At 69.8% G+C, this 18,422-nt stretch carries 18 protein-coding genes and 1 tRNA gene; 10 read left to right on the top strand and 9 right to left on the bottom strand.

The window, feature by feature from the left end; all coding sequences use genetic code 11:
- Positions 1–571: 571 nt before the first annotated feature.
- Entirely contained in the window at positions 572–919 is a 348-nt protein-coding gene (locus tag ACIBK1_RS27400; protein WP_396738579.1) for a hypothetical protein, read from the top strand.
- A gap of 64 nt (positions 920–983) precedes the next feature.
- Here ACIBK1_RS27400 and ACIBK1_RS27395 read toward each other — a convergent pair whose 3' ends face one another.
- Both ACIBK1_RS27395 and ACIBK1_RS27390 read right to left on the bottom strand, forming a co-directional pair.
- Entirely contained in the window at positions 984–2,939 is a 1,956-nt protein-coding gene (locus ACIBK1_RS27395) for a Xaa-Pro dipeptidyl-peptidase (protein WP_081903572.1), read from the bottom strand.
- A 171-nt stretch (positions 2,940–3,110) separates the two neighbouring features.
- Entirely contained in the window at positions 3,111–4,358 is a 1,248-nt protein-coding gene (locus tag ACIBK1_RS27390; RefSeq protein WP_197042631.1) for a DUF7402 domain-containing protein, read from the bottom strand.
- Positions 4,359–4,775: 417 nt separating this feature from the next.
- Here ACIBK1_RS27390 and ACIBK1_RS27385 point away from each other — a divergent pair, with 417 nt between their 5' ends.
- Both ACIBK1_RS27385 and ACIBK1_RS27380 read left to right on the top strand, forming a co-directional pair.
- Entirely contained in the window at positions 4,776–6,020 is a 1,245-nt protein-coding gene (locus tag ACIBK1_RS27385) for a CynX/NimT family MFS transporter (RefSeq protein WP_396738577.1), read from the top strand.
- 131 nt (positions 6,021–6,151) lie between these two features.
- Complete coding sequence (locus tag ACIBK1_RS27380) at positions 6,152–6,937, top strand: class I SAM-dependent methyltransferase (RefSeq protein ID WP_357315062.1); 786 nt, start codon at positions 6,152–6,154, stop codon at positions 6,935–6,937.
- 223 nt (positions 6,938–7,160) lie between these two features.
- Here ACIBK1_RS27380 and ACIBK1_RS27375 read toward each other — a convergent pair whose 3' ends face one another.
- Together ACIBK1_RS27375 and ACIBK1_RS27370 are read right to left on the bottom strand one after the other, a co-directional pair.
- A complete protein-coding gene (locus tag ACIBK1_RS27375) occupies positions 7,161–7,634 on the bottom strand; it encodes a hypothetical protein (protein WP_396738575.1) in 474 nt (157 codons plus the stop codon).
- 464 nt (positions 7,635–8,098) lie between these two features.
- Entirely contained in the window at positions 8,099–9,493 is a 1,395-nt protein-coding gene (locus ACIBK1_RS27370) for an MFS transporter (protein ID WP_396738573.1), read from the bottom strand.
- 209 nt (positions 9,494–9,702) lie between these two features.
- Between ACIBK1_RS27370 and ACIBK1_RS27365 the strand changes: the two genes are divergently transcribed.
- The 3 genes from ACIBK1_RS27365 to ACIBK1_RS27355 all read left to right on the top strand — a co-directional run bounded on the left by ACIBK1_RS27365 (position 9,703) and on the right by ACIBK1_RS27355 (position 11,946).
- Positions 9,703–10,413: a TetR family transcriptional regulator gene (locus ACIBK1_RS27365; protein WP_396738571.1), complete on the top strand. Its 711-nt coding sequence runs from the start codon at positions 9,703–9,705 to the stop codon at positions 10,411–10,413.
- Between the two features lie 2 nt (positions 10,414–10,415).
- Positions 10,416–10,742 (top strand): GNAT family N-acetyltransferase, encoded by a 327-nt coding sequence (locus tag ACIBK1_RS27360; RefSeq protein WP_396738569.1) that lies wholly within the window; start codon positions 10,416–10,418, stop codon positions 10,740–10,742.
- A 223-nt stretch (positions 10,743–10,965) separates the two neighbouring features.
- Positions 10,966–11,946 carry a DUF4232 domain-containing protein gene (locus ACIBK1_RS27355; RefSeq protein WP_396738567.1) on the top strand — a complete coding sequence of 327 codons (981 nt, stop codon included), beginning with the start codon at positions 10,966–10,968 and terminating at the stop codon, positions 11,944–11,946.
- Positions 11,947–12,055: 109 nt separating this feature from the next.
- On the opposite strand, the gene ACIBK1_RS27350 is transcribed toward ACIBK1_RS27355, so the two are convergent.
- Entirely contained in the window at positions 12,056–12,391 is a 336-nt protein-coding gene (locus ACIBK1_RS27350; RefSeq protein ID WP_396738565.1) for a hypothetical protein, read from the bottom strand.
- A gap of 220 nt (positions 12,392–12,611) precedes the next feature.
- Entirely contained in the window at positions 12,612–13,058 is a 447-nt protein-coding gene (locus ACIBK1_RS27345; protein WP_081903571.1) for a MarR family winged helix-turn-helix transcriptional regulator, read from the bottom strand.
- A gap of 54 nt (positions 13,059–13,112) precedes the next feature.
- On the opposite strand from ACIBK1_RS27345, the gene ACIBK1_RS27340 reads away from it, so the two are divergent.
- Positions 13,113–13,499, top strand: coding sequence for a hypothetical protein (locus ACIBK1_RS27340; RefSeq protein WP_156080924.1), 387 nt, complete (start codon positions 13,113–13,115; stop codon positions 13,497–13,499).
- 202 nt (positions 13,500–13,701) lie between these two features.
- Complete coding sequence (locus ACIBK1_RS27335; protein WP_030508287.1) at positions 13,702–14,001, top strand: helix-turn-helix domain-containing protein; 300 nt, start codon at positions 13,702–13,704, stop codon at positions 13,999–14,001.
- A gap of 521 nt (positions 14,002–14,522) precedes the next feature.
- Here ACIBK1_RS27335 and ACIBK1_RS27330 read toward each other — a convergent pair.
- A tRNA-Ile gene (locus tag ACIBK1_RS27330) sits at positions 14,523–14,599 on the bottom strand.
- 238 nt (positions 14,600–14,837) lie between these two features.
- On the opposite strand from ACIBK1_RS27330, the gene ACIBK1_RS27325 reads away from it, so the two are divergent.
- Positions 14,838–15,860, top strand: a complete 1,023-nt coding sequence (locus ACIBK1_RS27325) for a substrate-binding domain-containing protein (protein WP_396738562.1) — start codon at positions 14,838–14,840, stop codon at positions 15,858–15,860.
- A gap of 89 nt (positions 15,861–15,949) precedes the next feature.
- On the opposite strand, the gene ACIBK1_RS27320 is transcribed toward ACIBK1_RS27325, so the two are convergent.
- Both ACIBK1_RS27320 and ACIBK1_RS27315 read right to left on the bottom strand, forming a co-directional pair.
- On the bottom strand, positions 15,950–16,189 hold the full coding sequence (locus ACIBK1_RS27320; RefSeq protein WP_396738560.1) for a hypothetical protein: 240 nt from the start codon (positions 16,187–16,189) through the stop codon (positions 15,950–15,952).
- A gap of 9 nt (positions 16,190–16,198) precedes the next feature.
- The gene (locus ACIBK1_RS27315) at positions 16,199–17,872 is read right to left on the bottom strand and encodes a sodium:solute symporter family protein (RefSeq protein WP_231513903.1); all 1,674 of its coding nucleotides are present in this window, start codon (positions 17,870–17,872) and stop codon (positions 16,199–16,201) included.
- Positions 17,873–18,060: 188 nt separating this feature from the next.
- On the opposite strand from ACIBK1_RS27315, the gene ACIBK1_RS27310 reads away from it, so the two are divergent.
- Positions 18,061–18,258, top strand: a complete 198-nt coding sequence (locus tag ACIBK1_RS27310; RefSeq protein WP_076431748.1) for a DUF2795 domain-containing protein — start codon at positions 18,061–18,063, stop codon at positions 18,256–18,258.
- Positions 18,259–18,422: the final 164 nt, after the last annotated feature.

Here is an 18,422-nt window from a genome sequence, read left to right as displayed (position 1 = left end):
CGCGAACCGGAGGCGGCGGCTCTGCTGCCGGAGGGCGCGGACGCCTACCCGGACGCGCTGGGGACGCTCGCCCGCCCCCGGCTCTTCGAGGACCGCACCTGCTACCGGCTGCTGGACGTCGCCTGGCCGGAGCTGACCTTCACCCGAGCCCGCTACTTCGACGGCGTGAGCGTGGGAGAGGCGGCCGCCCACGAGTTCGCCGCCCACGAGTTCGCCGCGCGCGAGCTCCCCGGGCATGAGTCCGACGGGCATGAGTTCGACGGGCACGGGTTCGACGGGCCTGGGGGCGGGCGGCCGCTGCCGTTCCGCGCGCTCGTGGGCGATCCCACCGACCTGAGCCGGCGGCCCGCGCTCTGCGCGATCTCCACCCTGACGCTGCGCCACGATCGCCGTACGGGCGAGACGTCGTTCGTCCTGCACTGGCGTGACCCGGCGCGGGTGGCGCACGGCGGCGGGCTCTACCAGGTCATGCCGGTCGGGGTGTTCCAGCCCGCGCACGAGTCCGCGGACGCGGAGAAGGCCGACTTCGACCTGTGGAAGTGCGTGGTCCGCGAGTACGCCGAGGAGTTCCTTGGGCGGGGAGAGGAGTACGGCGACGGGGTTCGACTACGAGAGCTGGCCGCTTTACCGGCTGCTGACGGACGCCCGCGAGGACGGCCGGGTGCGTTCCCTCGTGCTGGGCGTGGGGGTCGATCCGCTGACCTTCGCGACCGACTTCCTCACGGTGACCGTGCTGGAGGCGGAGACGTTCGACGCCGTCTTCGGCGACATCGCCGCCTCCAACAGCGAGGGCCGGATCGTCGGCCGCGTCCCGTTCGACGCGGAGACCGTGCGCCGGCACGTCCGCGACGAGCCGATGCAGGCGGCGGGCGCGGCCGTGCTGGACCTCGCCTGGAGGCACCGCGAGGATCTGCTGTAGTCACACGAACGCCGTCCCCACCGGCTGGTCAGGCCGAGGGGGACGGCGTGTCGAGAGAGGACGGTCAGCCGGCGGAGGCGAGCGCGCCTTCGCCGCCCACGATCGGCAGCGTCACCGTGCTCTTCGTCGTGTCGAGGTACAGCAGCGCGCCGGGGGCGGGCCGGATGGTGTACTCGTAGTCGCTCGACAGCAGCACGACCCCGAGCCGGTGCCCGGCGGGGAAGATGTAGTCATGCGGCTGCATGTCGAAGTCGAGGCGGTAGGGCGTGCCCGGCTTGACCGGCTCGGTCTGCCAGATCGACTTGCGGTTCTGCGGGTCGGTCCAGCCCCGGGTGATGATCTTCGCCTTGCCGTTCTGGTCGTAGTCGACGAGCAGCGCGGTGACGTTCGCCGCCGGCTGGCCGAAGGACATCCGCAGCGACACCCGCGGCGTGCCGCTGAGCCTGGCCGGCGCGGTCAGCGCGGCCGACTTGTACGCCAGGCGGTTGGGCGAGGTGGCGGCGTCGGCGAGGGTCTGCGCCGGCTTGGTGGCGTCGTCGACGATCGTCTCGGTCACCGGCTTGCCCTTACGGGTCTTGTCCGGAGTGAGCACGCCGGCCGCGCCGCCGTCGCCGGGGGCGAGGTTGAGCTCGGTGTCCGCGGCGGCCGGGTCGGGCCACTCGGCGTACTGCACCAGGGTCCTGTCCTCGCGCTGCACGAGGGCGCGCGGGTCGTTCTCCACGCCGTTCTGGTAATTCCAGAGGTAGCGGGTGAACCAGCGGTTGAGCACGTCGACGCTGGGGGAGCCGCCGTGGCCGCCCTGGTGCAGGTAGATCTTGTGCGGCACCCCGCGCGCCTTGAGCGCCTCGTACCACTGCGCGGCGTGCTTGGTCTTGACGTTCCAGTCGTTGAGGCCGTGCGCGACCAGCACCGCGGCGTGGACCTTGTCCACGTCGTTCATGTAGTTGCGCTCGTCCCAGAAGGCGTTGTAGTCGCCGGTCTCGCGGTCCTGCGCCTTCGCGAGCTCCTCGATGACGCTCCGGCAGACCTGCTGGTCCGCGCGCGTGTAGACGTACTCGGCGAGCACGTCGGTGTCCTCGCCCTGGTAGCCGCCGGCGGCGACGACGGCGCCGTTCGCCCGGTAGTAGTCGTACCAGCTGGAGATCGCCGAGATCGGCACGATGGCCTCCAGCCCGTCGACGCCGGTGCTCGCGACCGCGTTGGGCAGGGTGCCGTTGTACGAGGTGCCGATCATGCCGACCTTGCCGGTCGTCCAGGTCGCCTTGACCTCCTGCCCGGAGGCGTCGTACGCCTTCGCGCGGCCGTTCAGCCAGTCGACGACGGACTTGGCGCCGATGGTCTCGTTGCGCCCGCCGGTGGTCGGGCAGCCGTCGGACTGGCCGCTGCCCAGCGACTCGGCGTGGACCACCGCGAAACCGCGGGGCAGCCAGTTGGACTCGTGGCTGGTGCTGATGACGGGCTGCGGGCCGCTCGCCGAGAGGGACGCGTCGGCGCCGCCGTCCCCGGAATCGTCCGCGGCCGCGGCGGACAGGCGCTCGTCGGTGGCCGGGTCGAGCAGCGTGCCGCCGCGGTTCAGCCAGCCCTTGCCCGGGCGGACCGCCTGGTGGAGCTCGTGGTCGACGTCGTGGTTGGCGATGTCGTTGCCGCCGGCGTAGTAGGGGCTGACCTCGTAGACCACGGGCGACTTCAGGCCGGCCGTCTCGGTCTCCCGCAGGCGGGTGACCTCGGCGTGCACCCGGTCGTTCCGCCCGTCGCCGTCGCTGTCGACCGGGGTCTCGACCCACACCTCCTCGCGGATCCAGTCGTTCCTGTTGGACGAGAACACCGGCTGGGCCATGCCGTCCTGGATCACCGGTCCGACGGGGGCGGCCGCGGTCGCGGGGGCCGAGTTCACGGCGAGCCCCGTGACGGTGGTGGCGACGGCCAGGCCCAGCGCCGCCGCGCTGCGGCGTGCGGCACCCTTACGGCGTGACGCGGCTGGCGGGACGAGGCCAGGCGTCACCCGGCGCGATGAGGACATCGAAAACCTTCCACGAACGATCGGGGGGACTCTGGGCCGGGAGATTCGGCCCGCAGAGGGCGATGCTAGGGACGCAAATGCGGAATGTCTTCGGACGACCGTTCTGTCTTGATCGGGACTGTTTTCGACATATGTCGAAATCGGTCGCCGCGCCAGGGCCGCGGGCGGGCGTCAGTAGCCGTAGCGGCTCTTCAGGTGCCGCCAGACGTCGCGCAGCATCCACGCGTCGAACTCGGTGATCGACGTGGCGGAGCCCGCCTTCATGAGGAAGCAGCACTGCCCGGCCGGGGTCCAGTCGTAGAAGTCGTCCAGGCCGAAGCTGTGCCCGATCTCGTGGAGGAGGATGTGGATGTCGTCGCTGCCGAGGTTGTCCGTCAGATACTCGCTGCCGACGCGCTGTCCCCAGGCGCCTCCCATGCCGCCGTTCATGCCCTCGGTGAGCCACAGCGACATGTCGTAGTGGTGGGACGCGCCGCCCGGGCAGTTCGGGTAGGCGCCCGACTGGTCGAACAGGCGTCCGCACGGCTCGGCGCACTGCGGCGCGTTCTCGCTCATGTCGCCGACGTACACGTCGACCGAGTCGTCGCTCCACTGCAGCAGGGCGCGGTCGCGTACGGCCCAGCCGACCACCTTCACCGGCACGTCCGCGTACGGCCAGCCGTTGTGGCCCGCCATCACGTCCATCCACTTCTTGAACGACCTGGCGAGCGCGGCCTGGATGTCGTCGCGCAGCTTCGCCGAGACCGGCGCGCCGGAGTCCCAGCGGACGCAGTAGTTGACGCTGCCGCCGTTGGCCATGATCTGGTCCCAGGCGTAGTTGCGGTAGCCGTACAGGTCGGGGTAGGTGGACTCGACGTGCCGCCAGACCTCGTCGAGCGGCGCGACCAGGTTTGCGGGCGGGCTCCAGGTGCTCTGCCGCCCGGCGGCGTCGGCGAGCGCCCTGATCTCCAGGAGCCCGACCGACGCCTCGCCGCTACGCAGGACGACGCGCAGCCGGGTGGTGGTGACGGCGGGGAACGTGACGGTGTTGTAGGTGTCGGCGGCGGTGGGGTAGGAGGCGGGGATGTCGACGTACGCTCCGCCGTCCCAGCTCTGGAGCTTCCACGAGGCCGGCAGACGCACGCCGCCTCCGTCGTCGAAGAAGTAGACCTGCACCGAGGAGATCGTCTGGGCGGACGGCCAGGTCAGCAGGGCCCACTGCTCGCCGGCCTCGGGCCAGGTGCCCCAGCGGCGGTTCTGCGTCTCGTCGGAACGAGCCGGGTCGATGCCGTCGTTGACGGCGGCCACGCTCTCCCAGGGAGAGGTGTAGGAGGCGGAGGCGGTGGCCGACGGGGCCACGTCCACGACGGCGGCGTCGGCATGCGCGGGCGCCAGCAGGAAGCCTGCGACCAGCGCGAAAACGGCGAACAATCGCCTCATGCCTGTCTCCTTCGCGGCTGATGCTCACCGGCCGCTGTGGGGGAAGTGCTGTGGAACGGGAGTGATCCGAGTTTTTTCCGCCACAAAAGGGGTGTCAAGTCCCCAACCGGAACGATGTGACGGACGGGCTGCGAGCAGGCAGGGTCGTCGCAGCCCCAAAGGCGACCCGGTGGATTTCGGAAAAAGTCGCTGATTCTAGGATGACCTGGTCGTTTGAGGGTGACGAGGTGGTTTACGGGATGACAGCGCGTGGATGACAGGGCGGTTGGGGATCCGCCGGCTCCGCATGACGGAGTGGTCCGGAATGGGCCGGCGGTTCGGGAGGGGCCGGTGGCCAGGGATGAGCCGGTGGCCCGGGATGAGCCTGTGGTCCGGGACAGGACGCGGCCGAAGGGCGACGCAGCGCGGCGGAGCCCGGTGAGGCAGCGGCAGGGCCCGGCCCGGTCCGCCACATGGACGCGCCGCCTGGCGGTCACCGCACTGGTGCTGGCCGCGCTCAACCTCCGCCCCTTGGTCACCAGCCTCGGACCCGTGCTCGAAGAGGCCCGCGCCGCTCTCGGGATGAGCGCCGCCGTCGCCGGCCTGCTCACGTCCGTGCCGGCGGTGTGCTTCGCGCTGGTCGGCTCGGCCGCGCCCCGCCTGGCCCGCCGTTACGGACCGGACGGCGTCGTCCTCGCCGGGATGGCGGCGGTCGCGCTCGGGCTCGCCGTGCGTCCGTTCGTCGGCAGCACCCCGGTCTTCCTCACGCTGAGCGGCCTCGCGCTGGCCGGGATCGCGGTCGCCAACGTGCTGTTGCCGGTCGTGGTCAAACAGCGCTTCCCGGACCGGGTCGGCATGATGACCGGCCTGTACTCCATGGCGCTCAACCTCGGCGCCTCGGCCGCCGCCGCCGTCACCGTCCCCCTCGCCGGCGCGTTCGGCGGTGACTGGCGTGCCGGTCTCGGCTCCTGGGCCGTCCTCGCCGCCGTCGCCGTGCCGCCGTGGGCCGCCCTCGTGAGGGACGGCCGGCGGCCAACCGGGCCCCGGCTCGGGCATCAGCTCGGGCAGGGCGAACGTACAGCGGGAGGGGACGTCGCCGCGGAGGCCGGGACGCGCGTACGGGTCGCGCGCAGTCCCATGGCCTGGGCGCTCGCGGCCTTCTTCGGCCTGCAGTCCACTTCCGCGTACGTCATCATGGGCTGGCTGCCCCAGATCTTCCGTGACGCCGGGCTGTCCGCCGAGGCCGCCGGGCTGCTGTTCGCCGTCACCTCGGTGCTCGGGGTGCCGCTGTCTTTCGTGCTGGCCGCCGTCGCCGGTCGGCTGCGGAACCAGAGCGGCATCGCGGTCCTGCTCGGTGCGTTCGGGCTCGCCGGGTACGCCGGGCTGTGGGCGGCTCCCGCCGCCATGCCCTGGTTGTGGGCGGTGCTCCTCGGCGTGGCCAACTGCTCCTTCCCGCTGGTGCTCACCATGATCGCCATGCGCGGCAGGGACGGCGCGACGGTGATCCGGCTGTCCGCCTTCGCGCAGAGCGTCGGTTACCTGCTGTCGGTCCCCGGTCCCATCCTGGTCGGAGTGCTCTATCAGCACAGCGGCGGTTGGCACGGGCCGTTGGCCTTCGTGTTGTGCCTCATGGTGTCGCAGATCGCGGCCGGATACTTCGCGGGCCGCAACCGGCAGATCTGATCTCCCGCCGCTCCGGTCGCCGGCCCTCCCGGCCGCCGCCGTGGGCGCGAGGGGCACCGGGCGTCGCGGAAGACGTCCCGGCCGCGGCGAGCCCTTGCGCACGGAAAATCGTTGGACGGTCGCGTGCGCCGATGATGATCCTGGGGAGCATGCGGCAGGAGGACATCTGGAACACCGACACCGCCCAGCACTACGACACGCCGGGCGCCGGGATGTTCGCGCCCGAGGTCCTCGGGCCGGCCGTCGACCGCCTCGCCGAGCTCGCCGGCGACGGGCGGGCGCTCGAATTCGCGATCGGAACCGGCCGGGTGGCCGTCCCGCTCGCCGAGCGTGGCGTGCCCGTCACCGGCATCGAGCTGTCACGTCCGATGATCGACCAGCTGCGCACGAAAGTGGACGAAGCGACGATCCCGGTTGTCGTCGGCGACATGGCCACCGCCACTGCCCCTGCCACTGCCCCGGGCGAGTACACGCTCGTCTACCTCGTCTACAACACGATCTCCAACCTGCTGACCCAGGCCGAGCAGGTCGCGTGCTTCCGCAACGCCGCGCGCCACCTGACCCCCGGAGGCCGCTTCGTGATCGAGCTCTGGGTGCCCGAGCTGCGCAAGCTCCCACCGGGCCAGGACGCCGTGGTGTGGCATCGCGAACCCGGCTACATCGGCCTGGACGCCTACGACCTCTTGCGGCAACACCTCGTGTCGCACCATTTCAGGTTCGACGAGAGCGGACAGGCCCGGCTGTTCCGCAGCCCCCACCGCTACATCTGGCCGGCCGAGCTCGATCTCATGGCCCAGCTGGCCGGGTTCGAGCTGGAGAGCAGGCACGCGGACTGGATCGGGACCGAGTTCACCGCGGAATCGCGTTCGCACGTGTCCGTTTACCGCATACCTCCGGGTGAAACCGCGTCTCGATAAGGGCGACGCTGTCGCCGACGTGAATTGCGCATCCGCTGAGGTCTGGAAATCCGCTTACGGCGGCGACGGGCCGAAATGCCGATGAATGGGCCGTGCGCCCCGGCGGCAGGGGAGAGCCCCGCGAGGCGGCTGCCTCGTGGGGCAGGAGGGTCCGGCAGGTTCGATGTGCGGTTATCGGTCCTTGCTGCTGTTGGGGCCTCTTCTCTCCCCGCTGCTGATGCCGCTACCGCGGTCCGCGTTCCTCGAATCGGCCGCGCTCTTCCATGCGCCCGCGTTCACGGCCGCGCTCCTCGAATCGTCCGCGTTCGCGTCCGCGCTCTTCCATGCGCCCGCGCTCGCGTCCGCGTTCCTCGAATCGTCCGCGTTCGCGTCCGCGCTCTTCCATGCGCCCGCGTTCACGGCCGCGCTCCTCGAACCGGCCACGCTCGCGTCCGCGCTCTTCCATGCGCCCGCGTTCACGGCCGCGCTCCTCGAACCGGCCACGCTCGCGTCCGCGTTCACGACCGTAGTGGCCGTACGTCCGGCGGCGCTCACGTTCACGGCACCTGCCTCCGGGACAGGGTTGCGCCGGGTTCTGCATGACCTGTGCGGTGCTGCCGGCCGCGTTGGCCGGCTGCGTCTGCATCGTCACCGGGACGATGAGGGCCGACGCCGTGATCGCGCCAGCAGCCAGTGCTTGCTTGAGCATGAGTATCACTCCGTCGACTCCGTGAATGTCACCCGGGAAACCCGGCCACACGGAGCGCGAATCGATCCATCGAACCTTGGATCCAGACCCTCGTTCTCACGCTAGAGGTAAGAAAAGGCCCCGTCACCCAGAAATGCGCAAACAACCGCTTTCCGCTGCAGAAAACACATGTAATCGGAGATGTTGTCGGACCGTTTCCCTGCGCCGACAACTCCTTTACCCGGGTTGCTGAATTCCTTCCACATCATTGAGCTGCATGGGTTGCGATCGCATATCGGCGGCCGGAGCTCCGTCTCCGGCCCCTTCCCGATTATTACGGTGAATCGCTGACCGAAACCGCGCGGGTTCTCGAGGTTGCCATGACGGCTGCCGAGGAAACGGCCCGGCGCGAGCCCCGCTCGCCGCCCAGCCCGTCGGCCACAGCCGTGTCCGGGCCGCAGTGCGGCAACCACGAGATCGCGCGGCATGGCCGGTCATTCCGGTTCCGGGACCACGTCGCGGCCGCCGTGCCGCGCAGGCGTCGCCGTGCTCGTACGCGGCAGGACGGTGAAGGCGATGAGGACGGCACCGGCCAGGAGCGCGGCGCTGAGTGTCATGCCGAGTGCGTATCCCTCGGTGAGGCCCTCGACCGTGGTGCTCGGGCCGGTGCGGGCGTGGGCGGCCGTGCCGAGAACGGCCAGTCCGAGTGATGCGCCGATCTGGCGTGAGCTGGAGAGCAGTCCGGAGGCCATGCCCGACTCGCTCGGCGTGACTCCCACGGTGGCGGCGGAGACGACCGGTCCGAGGCAGAGCCCGAATCCGACGCTGGTGACGAGCGACGGGCCGAGGACGTCGGCGAGGAAGGAGCCGTCGGCGCTGATCAGGCCGAACCAGGCGAACCCGATCGCGGTCACCAGCCCGCCGATGATCAGCATGGTGCGGAGCGGGAGACGGTAGCCGAGGTTGATGGCGGCCGCGGCGCCGGCGATCACGCCGACCGCGAAGGGCAGCAACTGGATCCCGGCCACGGTCGGGCTGACCTGGAGCACCTGCTGGAGGTAGAGGGACGCGAAGTAGAAGGACGAGGCCATGGCGGCGCCGAGCAGGAGGTTGTAGGAGTTGGCGCCGGCGACCGAGCGGTTGGCCAGCAGGCCGAGCCGGATCAGCGGGTCGCGGGTGGTGGTCCGCTCGACGTGGACGAACGCGGCCAGCAGGGTGACGGCGGTCACCAAGGTCGCCAGGGTGACGGGCGAGGTCCACCCGTACTGGTCGGTGCGGACGACGCCGAACACGAGCAGGGACATCCCCGCCGTCGCCAGGATGGCGCCCAGCACGTCCGGACGGCCGCCGGGAGCCGTGGGCGGAGCGCCGGTGACACCCCGCCAGGCCAGGGTCAGCGCGACGGCGGCCATCGGGACGCTGATGAACATCACCCAGCGCCAGCCCGCGTACTGGGTGAGCACACCGCCGATCAGGACGCCGAGGGCGCCGCCGGCGGCGTTCACCGCGCTCCATATGCCGTAGGCCCGCACACGGGCCTTGCCGGAGGGGAAGGTGACGGTAAGCAGCGCCAGCGCGGCCGGAGACAGCGCGGCGGCCCCGATGCCCTGCAGGGCGCGGGCGGCCACCAGATGGCCGGGCTCCTGTGCGAAGCCGCCCGCCAGGGAGGCGAGGCCGAAGACGGCGAGCCCGAGCAGCAGGACCCGTTTGTGGCCGTAGCGGTCGGCGATCTTCCCGCCCAGCAGGAGGAGGCCCCCGAAGGTGAGGGCGTAGGCGTGGATCACCCAGGTCAGGCCGACCGCGCCGAAGCCGAGGCCCGCGGCGATCCGCGGAAGTCCGAGATTCACGACCGACAGGTCCACCGACACCATGAACTGGACCACTGCCACCGCGGCGAGGGTGAGCCCTGGCCGAGCGGCCGTACGAACGACCGGTGTTGTGCTTGGTGATCGCGTATGTGTCACCGTTCCTCACTCCTCCGGCAGATTAGGGCGGATACTTTTCGTACGGGTACTGAAAGTACATCGGAAGCGGGGTGGGTGTCGATGGCCGAAGTCCCGATTGGCGGAAGGGAACAGCCGGACGGAATGATGGGACGGTGTCCCGAAGCAATGCGCCGCACGGCCGCACCGGCCGTCCACCGGTGACCTCCCGCGCGCAGATCCTGGAGGCGGCCCGCCGGCTCATCGATCGGGACGGCTGGGAGAAGCTGAGCATTCGCCGCCTGGCCGCGGAGCTCGGCATCGGGACGATGACCCTCTATCACCACGTGCGGGACAAAGAAGACCTGCTGCTTCTGCTGATCACCGAATACGCGGACCAGGTCCCGCGACCCGACCTGCCCGGCGACCCGCGCGACCGCATCATCGCGACCGCCACCCTGGTCCACGACGCCCTCGCGGCCTGGCCGTGGGCCGCGGAGGTCCTCACAGTCGACGGGTTCGTCGGCCGGCTCGGCGAATCGGTGTGGATGGTCGAGACCATCGTGGCCGGAGCCATCGACCAGGGATGCACACCCGAACAGGCCGTGCACGTCTTCCGCCACATCTGGTACTACACGGTCGGCGAGATCCTCGTCCGCGCCCACTCCGCTCACCAGCCGGCGGACGACGGGCGACCCGCGGACCAAGCCCCCCTCTTCAGCGGCCTCGACAAATCGCGGATGCCACGCCTGGTCGCTGTCGGCGACCAATGGCGAACGCTGTCCGCGCAGGACACCTACCCCCAGGGACTGCGGGCCCTCGTCGACGGGCTGCTCGCACAGGCCACGCCGGAAACGTCGCGTAAGCCCCGCTCGATACGATCGTGATCGTGGTGGACTGGAGGCTCCGGCCCGCTTCGACGGCGGACGTCGAGGCGGTGGCCGAGCTGCGGGCCGTGGTGCTCAAAGCGGATCTCGAGCGGCTCGGCCGATACGACGAGCAGCGCGTACGGCAGCGGCTGCGCGACGGATTCGCGCCGGCGCACACCTGGACGATCGAGGTGAACAATGCCTTGGCCGGCTGCGTGGCGCTGCGACCGGCCGAGGGCGCCTACTGGCTGGAGCACTTCTACCTGGCGCCGGAGCTGCAGGGCCGGGGCGTCGGCTCCGCCGTGCTGGGCAGGCTGCTGGACGGTGTGACCGAGAAGGCGCCCTGATCCGGCTGAACGTGCTGCAGGGCAGTCCGGCCCGGCGGCTGTACGAGCGGCACGGGTTCACGGTCGAGACCGAGGACGAGGTGGACGTGTTCATGGTGCGCGATCCGGACCCTGCCCGTCGCTGATCGATGCCTGTCGCTGATCGATCGGCCACGCACCTCCGGCCTCGTACGGTCACGCCCAGAGGGGGCCTCGGCGGCCTGTCTGCCCTAAGGTTCTTCTCATGCCTTACGGCCGGATGCGTACCAGTTCGCTCGGCCTTTCCGCCGTGCTCGCCGGCGTCCTGCTCCTCTCGGCCTGCGGATCGGAGAGGGTCGCCGCCTGGAGCGACGGTTTTCAGCAGACCCGGGGACCCGACTCGGCAGACCGGCGTGGCGACCCCTCATGTGGGGCCCCGTCCACCGGTATGTCACCCGGGTCTGGCACTTCGGAGCTTCCCGGCGGCTCCGAAGATCTGGAGAAGGACGGCGTCAGGATAACCGGCCCGGGCAGAGGGGTCCGCGACTGCGACCTCTATCCGTTCTCCGCCGAGTTCCAGGTCACCAACCACGAAACCGAACCCTTCACGTACACCATCACCTTCACGTTCGTGTCCCGTTCCGGAGAGGTGCTGGCAGGTACGGAACAGACGGTTCCAGCGGTCGAGCCCGGTCAGACCGTTGAAAGCACGGTCGCCCTAAGCCGGCTTCCTCCGCAGGGGCCTCCCGTTGCGGGCGCGCGAATAGCCAAGGTCAGAAGCGTCCCGGCGGACGAGGCGCCCGCTGCGGCAGGCCCCTGCCCGCCCTCCGGGATCCGGGTCACATTGGGCAATGCCGACGCCGCCATGGGGCTCCGCGTCGTGGGTCTCCGTCTGGAGAACTGCTCGGCCCACGCCTACCGCCTCGACGGCTACCCGCAGCTCCAGCTCCTCGACGAGGACAGAAAGCCGGTCACCGGTGTCGAGGTCCTGCACGGTGACGGCGGCATCTCCACCGTGACCGGCTTCGACGATCCGCCCCAGCCGGTGACCCTGAAGCCGGGCCAGAGCGTGTCCGCAGGCCTGATGTGGCGCAATACCGTCACTGACGGCATTTCCGTGAACGTGCCGTACGTCAGAGTGAACGCCAAGGCCGGTGCTCCTCCGGTGATGGTGACGCCGGAGCTCGATCTCGGCACCACCGGGAAACTCGCCGTCAGCCCGTGGAAGAAGGACGAGGCTCGATAGGCCCTGTCGAAGGATCGGCTCGGTCTCGGTCTGCTCCGGCTCGCGACGTGCGTGGGCAACGCGAGACGGCCAACTGTCGCATCCTGGAAGCGCTCACGGGATGAGGGCCTCAGTCGCCGTCGAGGTGCAGTTCTGTCGCCAGGTCGGCGGCGCACCGGCGGGCGAGATCTTCGAGTCTTCGAAGCGCCTCCACGTCCTGAGCGGCCGATGTGGGGAGGCGGGCAAGCTCGGAGAGGAGCTGCGGCATCTCGGCCGGCGAAAGGATCAGGCTGCCATACGGGTCGACGCGTTCCAGCATCGGATGGGTGCCTTGTCCGCGCACCTGGTCGACGACACGCACGAAGACATCCTTGGGGTCCGGTGCGACGGCGACGGGCGTGAGCTTTCTGCGCTTCGGGCTGGTTCCACGCTGCTCCACCCTCATCAGCACCGCGTCAACGCCCATGATCACACCTTAGTCAGGACCCTGGGAGAGATCTCGGAGTCCTTCGGTGTACGGGCGCGGAGTTCCGCGAGGCGCCGAAGCGCGCCAGGCTCGCACCGGGAAACGGTGCGGGCAAGATGCGCCGGGGGCGGTTCGAGGCTGGTGGTTCGGACGAGTTGTCGCGCGCCGGGCTCCTTAGCCGGGACTGGCCGTGCGGGTGTCGCTCACCCCCCGTCTCCGGTTACATCTTGCGGTTGGCGGCCGCGATCGAGTCGCGGAGTTTCGTGAGGAGCCGTTCGAGGGTCTGGACCTCGGCGGCGGCCCAGCCGCCGGTGAACAGCATCCAGCGTTGCAGGCCCATACGCTCCAGGGTCGCGAGTTCGGTGCGGCCTTTCTCGGTGATGGTGATGGTGTTCGCCCGGCGGTCGGCCGGGTCGGTGAGGACCTGAACCTTGCCCTCTTCGGTGAGGGCCTGGACCTGGCGGGTGGCCGATGACTGGTGGACGCCGAGTTCTTTGGCCAGGTCGGAGACGCGGACGGGTTGTGTGCTGGCAATGAGTTGCAGCATGCGCAGCAGGCCTGCGTTGGGGCGTCGCCTGCGCGTGCGTTCGATGCCCTCGCTGATCAGGAGGAGGGCGTCCACCATGCGTTGAACGTCTTGTTCGTCGGGTTTCTCGTGGTCGTGCATGAGTTCACTCTAAGATGTTTGCATGCCGCATGCAATTAAAGTAGTGTCGCGACCATGACAAAGAACGCATTGATCAAGCGGCTCGCCTACACCATCGCGGGCCTTGGCATCGGTGTATTCCTGCTCACGATGGCCGTCGCCGCCTTCGGTCAGGAACCGGCGAACAACGTGTGGACCAAGGCCGGCGGCATCCTCGCGGGGTCGGTGATCTGTCTGATCCTGACCAAGCGCGTCCTCGCGGGATCGAAGGGCACCTATGACCGGCTCCGGATCATCTCCCTCGTCGCCTGCGCCCTGGTCGCGGTCAACGTCGCCCTCCCCGGTGTCATCCCGGTCTGGTTCCGCGCCGAGCAGGTCGTCCACGGCCTCCTTCTCGTGACCCTCGCCTGGGCCCTGTGGTCGCCCGAGATGCGGGAATCCTTCCGTGTCACCGCACGCTGAACTTGATCCCTCGGGTCGTCGACACCTGGTTTGCACCGGGAAGCGGTAAGGATCACCTACTGGATCGCTCCGGGGAGGCGGATCGTCATGCTGACGGTGTTCCGTAAGCAGCGGATGCGGAGTCGGCCGAGATCGAGCGTGCGTGGCGGGCCATGCAGCGGTGTATCGCTGCGGCCCACACCGCAGATGAGGAGTGAGCGGCATGGGGGAGCGCAGAGCCTGGGCGGACAAGAAGGCTGAGATCATGAGCCGCCCCGGTGCGGGAGCGGCATACGAGGCGGCCAGGATTAGGTTCGAGCTGGGCGAGGCGGTACGGCTGCGGCGTGAGCAGCTCGGGCTGACCCAGGCAGAGCTGGCCGAACGCACAGGGCTGAAGCAGCCGGCGGTGGCGCGGTTCGAAGCCGGCGGGACGATGCCCACCATCCCGATGCTGGAGCGGCTGGCGGAGGCTCCGGAGATGCGGCTGAGCGTCCAGTTCCAGCCGCTGCGGGAGGCGAGCTGATCCCACCGGAGCGGCGTTCGACCTCGTACCATTCGAAGCCACTTCAGGAACATCAAGGCCCGGGGCTGGAGTCCTGTCCTGACCTGGGCCTTCGTGGGTAGAGCGGGTGACGGGAATCGAACCCGTGCTGTCAGCTTGGGAAGTCTCTAACGCACTTGGCCTCTGAGCTGGGAAGCGCTGACCTGCGGGGGAGAGTACCCCGGCTGCCATGAGTCCCTCTCGTTCCCTCTGCTGACGGGCACGCAACGGGCACGGTCTGACCTGCTGGTCGTGGCCGTACAGCCAACCCACCAGCTGTCCAGGTAGACGCGTTAGTCCGTACCCTTGGCGGCCCGGCCGTACGATCTCTGCCATGCGCGCCGAAATCGCCGGGATCACCTGGGGAAACGAGGCCGTGAGCATTCCATGTATGTCCCGCGGACGGTGGCATGCGGCTGCTTCCGGCGGCTGTCGAGGGTATGTCCGGACAGGCGTGATCAACCATAAAACCGCAGGTGAGGCCGCGGATGGCTGGTCGTACGTGGTAGGGCGGGTGGGACTTGAACCCACGACCCACGGATTATGAGTCCGATGCTCTGACCGGCTGAGCTACCGCCCCGCAATGGTGGAGTCTCTCACAACTTAGTGGGTGAGGGGATCGGTGGACTGAGGTGAACAGCGGCCTTCGGCCGTGGGCGTAATCGCCGCCCGATCGCCCTCCGGTGATCGCTCGTGCTGAGGCGCGGCTGCCCTCCGAGAGTCATGGGGCGTATGTCCGGGTATGTGACTGTTGAGGCGACATCGCTCCACAAGACGGCTCTGCGAAACGTGGCTCCGCAACGAATCGGGGGTGCCCCGTGGGGAGACGACTGGCGGGCGTCTGCGTGCTTCTCATGATGTCCCTTCCAGCCTGCGGGCAGGGCGGGCGACAGCCAGGAGCGGAACTCGGAGCGGTCGGCGACGTGCGGGAGGGCTTCACCGTCGGCCTGCTGCTCCCCGGCGAGGGACCCGACCGGCCTCTGTTCACCCGGGCCCTGGCGTCCCTCTGCCCGCGCTGCCACGTCCAGTATGCGAACGCCGCGGGCGACCAGGCCCGGCAGGGGCGGCAGATCGGCCGGATGCTGGCCGACGGCGTGCGGGTGCTGGTCCTCGGCGCGGTGAACCCGGGGGCCGCCGCTCCCTGGGTGGCCAGGGCCAAGCTGTCCGGGGCGAAGGTCGTCGCGTACGACCGGCTGGCGAACGGGCCGGTGGACGCCTACGTGGCGACCGATCCGGCGCGCGTCGGGCGGGAGCAGGCGCTGGCGCTGCTCGGCGCCATGAAGGCCGCGGGTCCGGTGCTGCTCCTGAACGGCCCCGCCACAGACCCGTACGCCGCGACGGTGAAGCGGGCCATGCACGCCGTGCTCGACGGCCGGGTGACGATCGGCTGGGAACGGGACCTGACCCGGCCCGACGAGGCCGTACGCGAGGTGGCGGCGGCCGTCGCCGCGCTCGGCGGGCCCGCGAAGGTGGCGGGCGTGTGCTGCGCGAGCGACGCGGCGGCGGAGGCCGTCGCGGCCGAGATGGCGCGGACGGGGATGGCCGGGGTGCCGTTGATCGGGCACGGCGGGCGGCCCGCCGCGCTGGGGCGTGTCCAGGCCGGCACGCAGACCGCCACGGTCCGCGCCGACGTCGCGGCCCAGGCGGCGGCCGCCGCCAGGCTGGCGGTCGAGGTCGCGGGCGGCAGGACCGTGTACGGCACGGCCGTCGTGTCCAACGGGACGACGGTCTCGATCCCGGCGGTGCTGGTCCCGCCCGCCGTGGTCACGAGGGCACCGGCCCGTAAGGCCCCCGCCCCCGCCCCCGGCACCGCTCGCGGACAGGGCGCGCCGTCACACTGACACACGCGGGACCGAGCATGGGACAGGGCTCCCCACAGGGAAGGGCCGCGGCCGCACGGGGATGCGACCGCGGCCTGGGGAGGGCGGGTTCACTCCTCTTCGTCGGAGGCGGCGGGACCGTCGAACGGGCGCAGGCGCTCCCAGAGCAGGAACGCGCCGCCGACGACGAGCATCGCGACGCCCGTCCACAGGTTGATGCGGATGCCTTCCGCCTTCTGGATCTCCTGGGCGCTGTCGAGCAGCCCGGTGACCGTGAGGATCAGTCCGTACACCAGGAACAGACCACCGATCACGCGGCGGATGTCGAAGAGCCGTTGCGGGGCGGCCATGCAAACCTCCTACAGGAAGGGCAGGTAGAACGCCGCGGCGAGCACGACCGCCCCGGCGCCGAGGATCACGGGGGAGCGGTACCAGGCGGCGTCTCCCGCCAGCGCGTCGTCGGAGACGGACGCGTCGCTCAGGCCGTAGACGAGCCCGCGCAGCTCGCTCTCCGGCTTGGGGGTGGTGGCGAGCGTGACCACGACGGAGACGATCGCGTCGACCACGAAGGCGATGCCGGCGCCCCAGAAGCTCGCGTTCAGCTCGGTGCCGAAGTCGAACACGCCCGCCTTGTAGAGGATGTACGAGGCGAAGGCGCAGACCGTGCCGCTCAGCAGGCCCCAGAAACCCGCCCAGGCGGTCATCCGCCGCCAGAACAGGCCGATGATGAACGTCGCGAACAGCGGGGCGTTGAAGAACGAGAACAGCGACTGCAGGTAGTTCATGATGTTGCCGAACCCGGCGGCGATGAACGCCGTGCCGATTCCGGCGAGGACGCCGACCACGGTGGCGATCCGGCCGAGCCGCACGTACCACTCGTCGGGGTGGTCGCCGTTGACGTGCGCCTTCCAGATGTCCTGCGTGAAGACCGTGTTGAAGCCGCTGATGTTGGCGGCCATGCCGGCCATGAACGACGCGAGCAGGCCGGTCACCGCGACGCCGAGCACACCGTTGGGCAGGAACTCGTTCATGAGCAGCGGGATCGCCTCGTTGTACGTCGGCCCGCCGTCCTTGCCGAGGTTGCCGAACAGCACCACCGCGACCAGGCCGGGGATGACGGTGACGATCGGGATCACGAGCTTCGGGTAGGCCGCGACGATCGGGGTCAGCCGCGCGGCGTTGGTGTTGCGGGCCGACAGCGCGCGCTGCACCTCGGCGAAGTTCGTGGTCCAGTAGCCGAAGGACAGCACGAAGCCGAGACCGAAGACCAGGCCGATCCAGTTCGCGTTGAGCGGGTTGTCGGTGCCGGCGGTGTGCGCCCAGGTGTGCAGCCCGCCCTCGCCGAGCACGCTCTGCTTGACCTTCTCGCCGAGGCCGGAGAAGCCGCCGACCCGCGTCAGTCCGATGATCACCACAGGTACGAGCCCGGCGACGATCACGAAGAACTGCATGACCTCGTTGTAGATCGCCGAGGACAGGCCGCCGAGCGTGATGTACGCCAGCACGATCGCGGCCGACACGAGGATGGACAGCCACAGCGGCCAGCCGAGCATGGCGTCCATGATGAGCGCCAGCGCGTACAGGTTGATCCCGGCGATGAGGATCTGCGCGACGGCGAAGGTCCCGGCGTTGAGCAGCTGGGTCGCCCCGTTGAAGCGGCGGCGCATGAACTCCGGGACGCTGTGCACCTTGGACCGGTAGTAGAACGGCATCATCACGACGCCGAGGAACACCATGGCGGGGACCGCGCCGATCCAGTAGTAGTGCAGGGTCATCGCGCCGTACTGCGCGCCGTTCGCCGCCATGCCGAGGACCTCGGTCGCGCCGAGGTTGGCGGACATGAAGGCCAGGCCGGTGATCCAGGCGGGAAGCGCGCGGCCCGAGAGGAAGAAGTCCAGACTCGTCCGTACGGCCCGTTTGGCGGCGAAGCCGATTCCCAGCACCACGAGGAAGTACAGGGCGAGGATCACGTAGTCCAGAACGTTGACGTCGAGCCGCAGATCCTGTGCGGCCAGCAATTGGGCATCAGGCACGCGATGCCAGCTACCCGCAGGTCCCGTCGTTTCACAAACTCCCGCCCCGTATACCCAATCGTGACAAAACCGCAGGTGAAGGCACTGCAAAGCCCGTCAGGGGACGTGCGTGGCGGAGTCCCGAGTGACGGGGGAGTGACCGGGTAGGCGAGGGAGAGCAGGAGAACACCGACGAAGGGAGGCACGTCATGGCGACCGCACCGAACCCGATCCAGCTGCAGAAACACCTGAAGGGCGTCGACTATCCGGCCGGCAAGTCGGACCTGATCCGCACGGCCCGCGACCATGGCGCGGACGACAACGTCATCGACGCGCTGGAACGCATTCCGGACCGGCAGTACGACGGCCCCAACGCGGTCAGTAAGGCGGTCACCGAGGCCCGGTGAGAAAGGGCCCGGTGAGAAAGAGGGCCGGTGAGAAAGAGGGCCGGTGAGAAAGAGGGCCGGTGAGAAACCGGTCCCGGCTCGGGCGGCCGGCGCGGGAGCGTTCCCGCGCCGGCCGCCCGCGTGACGTCGGGCGCCGTTCCGGCGGGTACGGCGGGCGGATCCGG

It is taken from the genome of Microbispora rosea (assembly GCF_044460045.1).
GTDB lineage: Bacteria > Actinomycetota > Actinomycetes > Streptosporangiales > Streptosporangiaceae > Microbispora > Microbispora rosea.
The sequence above is the reverse complement of the archived record's forward strand: the minus strand, read 5'-3'. Positions and strand labels throughout refer to the sequence as shown.

Bases quoted from the DNA above. Each gene is read 5' to 3' on its own strand.
- ACIBK1_RS27395 (WP_081903572.1), bottom strand. From the start codon at position 2,939: ATGTCCTCATCGCGCCGGGTGACGCCTGGCCTCGTCCCGCCAGCCGCG.
- ACIBK1_RS27390 (WP_197042631.1), bottom strand. From the start codon at position 4,358: ATGAGGCGATTGTTCGCCGTTTTCGCGCTGGTCGCAGGCTTCCTGCTG.
- ACIBK1_RS27380 (WP_357315062.1), top strand. From the start codon at position 6,152: ATGATGATCCTGGGGAGCATGCGGCAGGAGGACATCTGGAACACCGAC.
- ACIBK1_RS27355 (WP_396738567.1), top strand. From the start codon at position 10,966: ATGCCTTACGGCCGGATGCGTACCAGTTCGCTCGGCCTTTCCGCCGTG.
- ACIBK1_RS27350 (WP_396738565.1), bottom strand. From the start codon at position 12,391: ATGGGCGTTGACGCGGTGCTGATGAGGGTGGAGCAGCGTGGAACCAGC.
- ACIBK1_RS27345 (WP_081903571.1), bottom strand. From the start codon at position 13,058: ATGCACGACCACGAGAAACCCGACGAACAAGACGTTCAACGCATGGTG.
- ACIBK1_RS27340 (WP_156080924.1), top strand. From the start codon at position 13,113: ATGACAAAGAACGCATTGATCAAGCGGCTCGCCTACACCATCGCGGGC.
- ACIBK1_RS27335 (WP_030508287.1), top strand. From the start codon at position 13,702: ATGGGGGAGCGCAGAGCCTGGGCGGACAAGAAGGCTGAGATCATGAGC.
- ACIBK1_RS27320 (WP_396738560.1), bottom strand. From the start codon at position 16,189: ATGGCCGCCCCGCAACGGCTCTTCGACATCCGCCGCGTGATCGGTGGT.
- ACIBK1_RS27310 (WP_076431748.1), top strand. From the start codon at position 18,061: ATGGCGACCGCACCGAACCCGATCCAGCTGCAGAAACACCTGAAGGGC.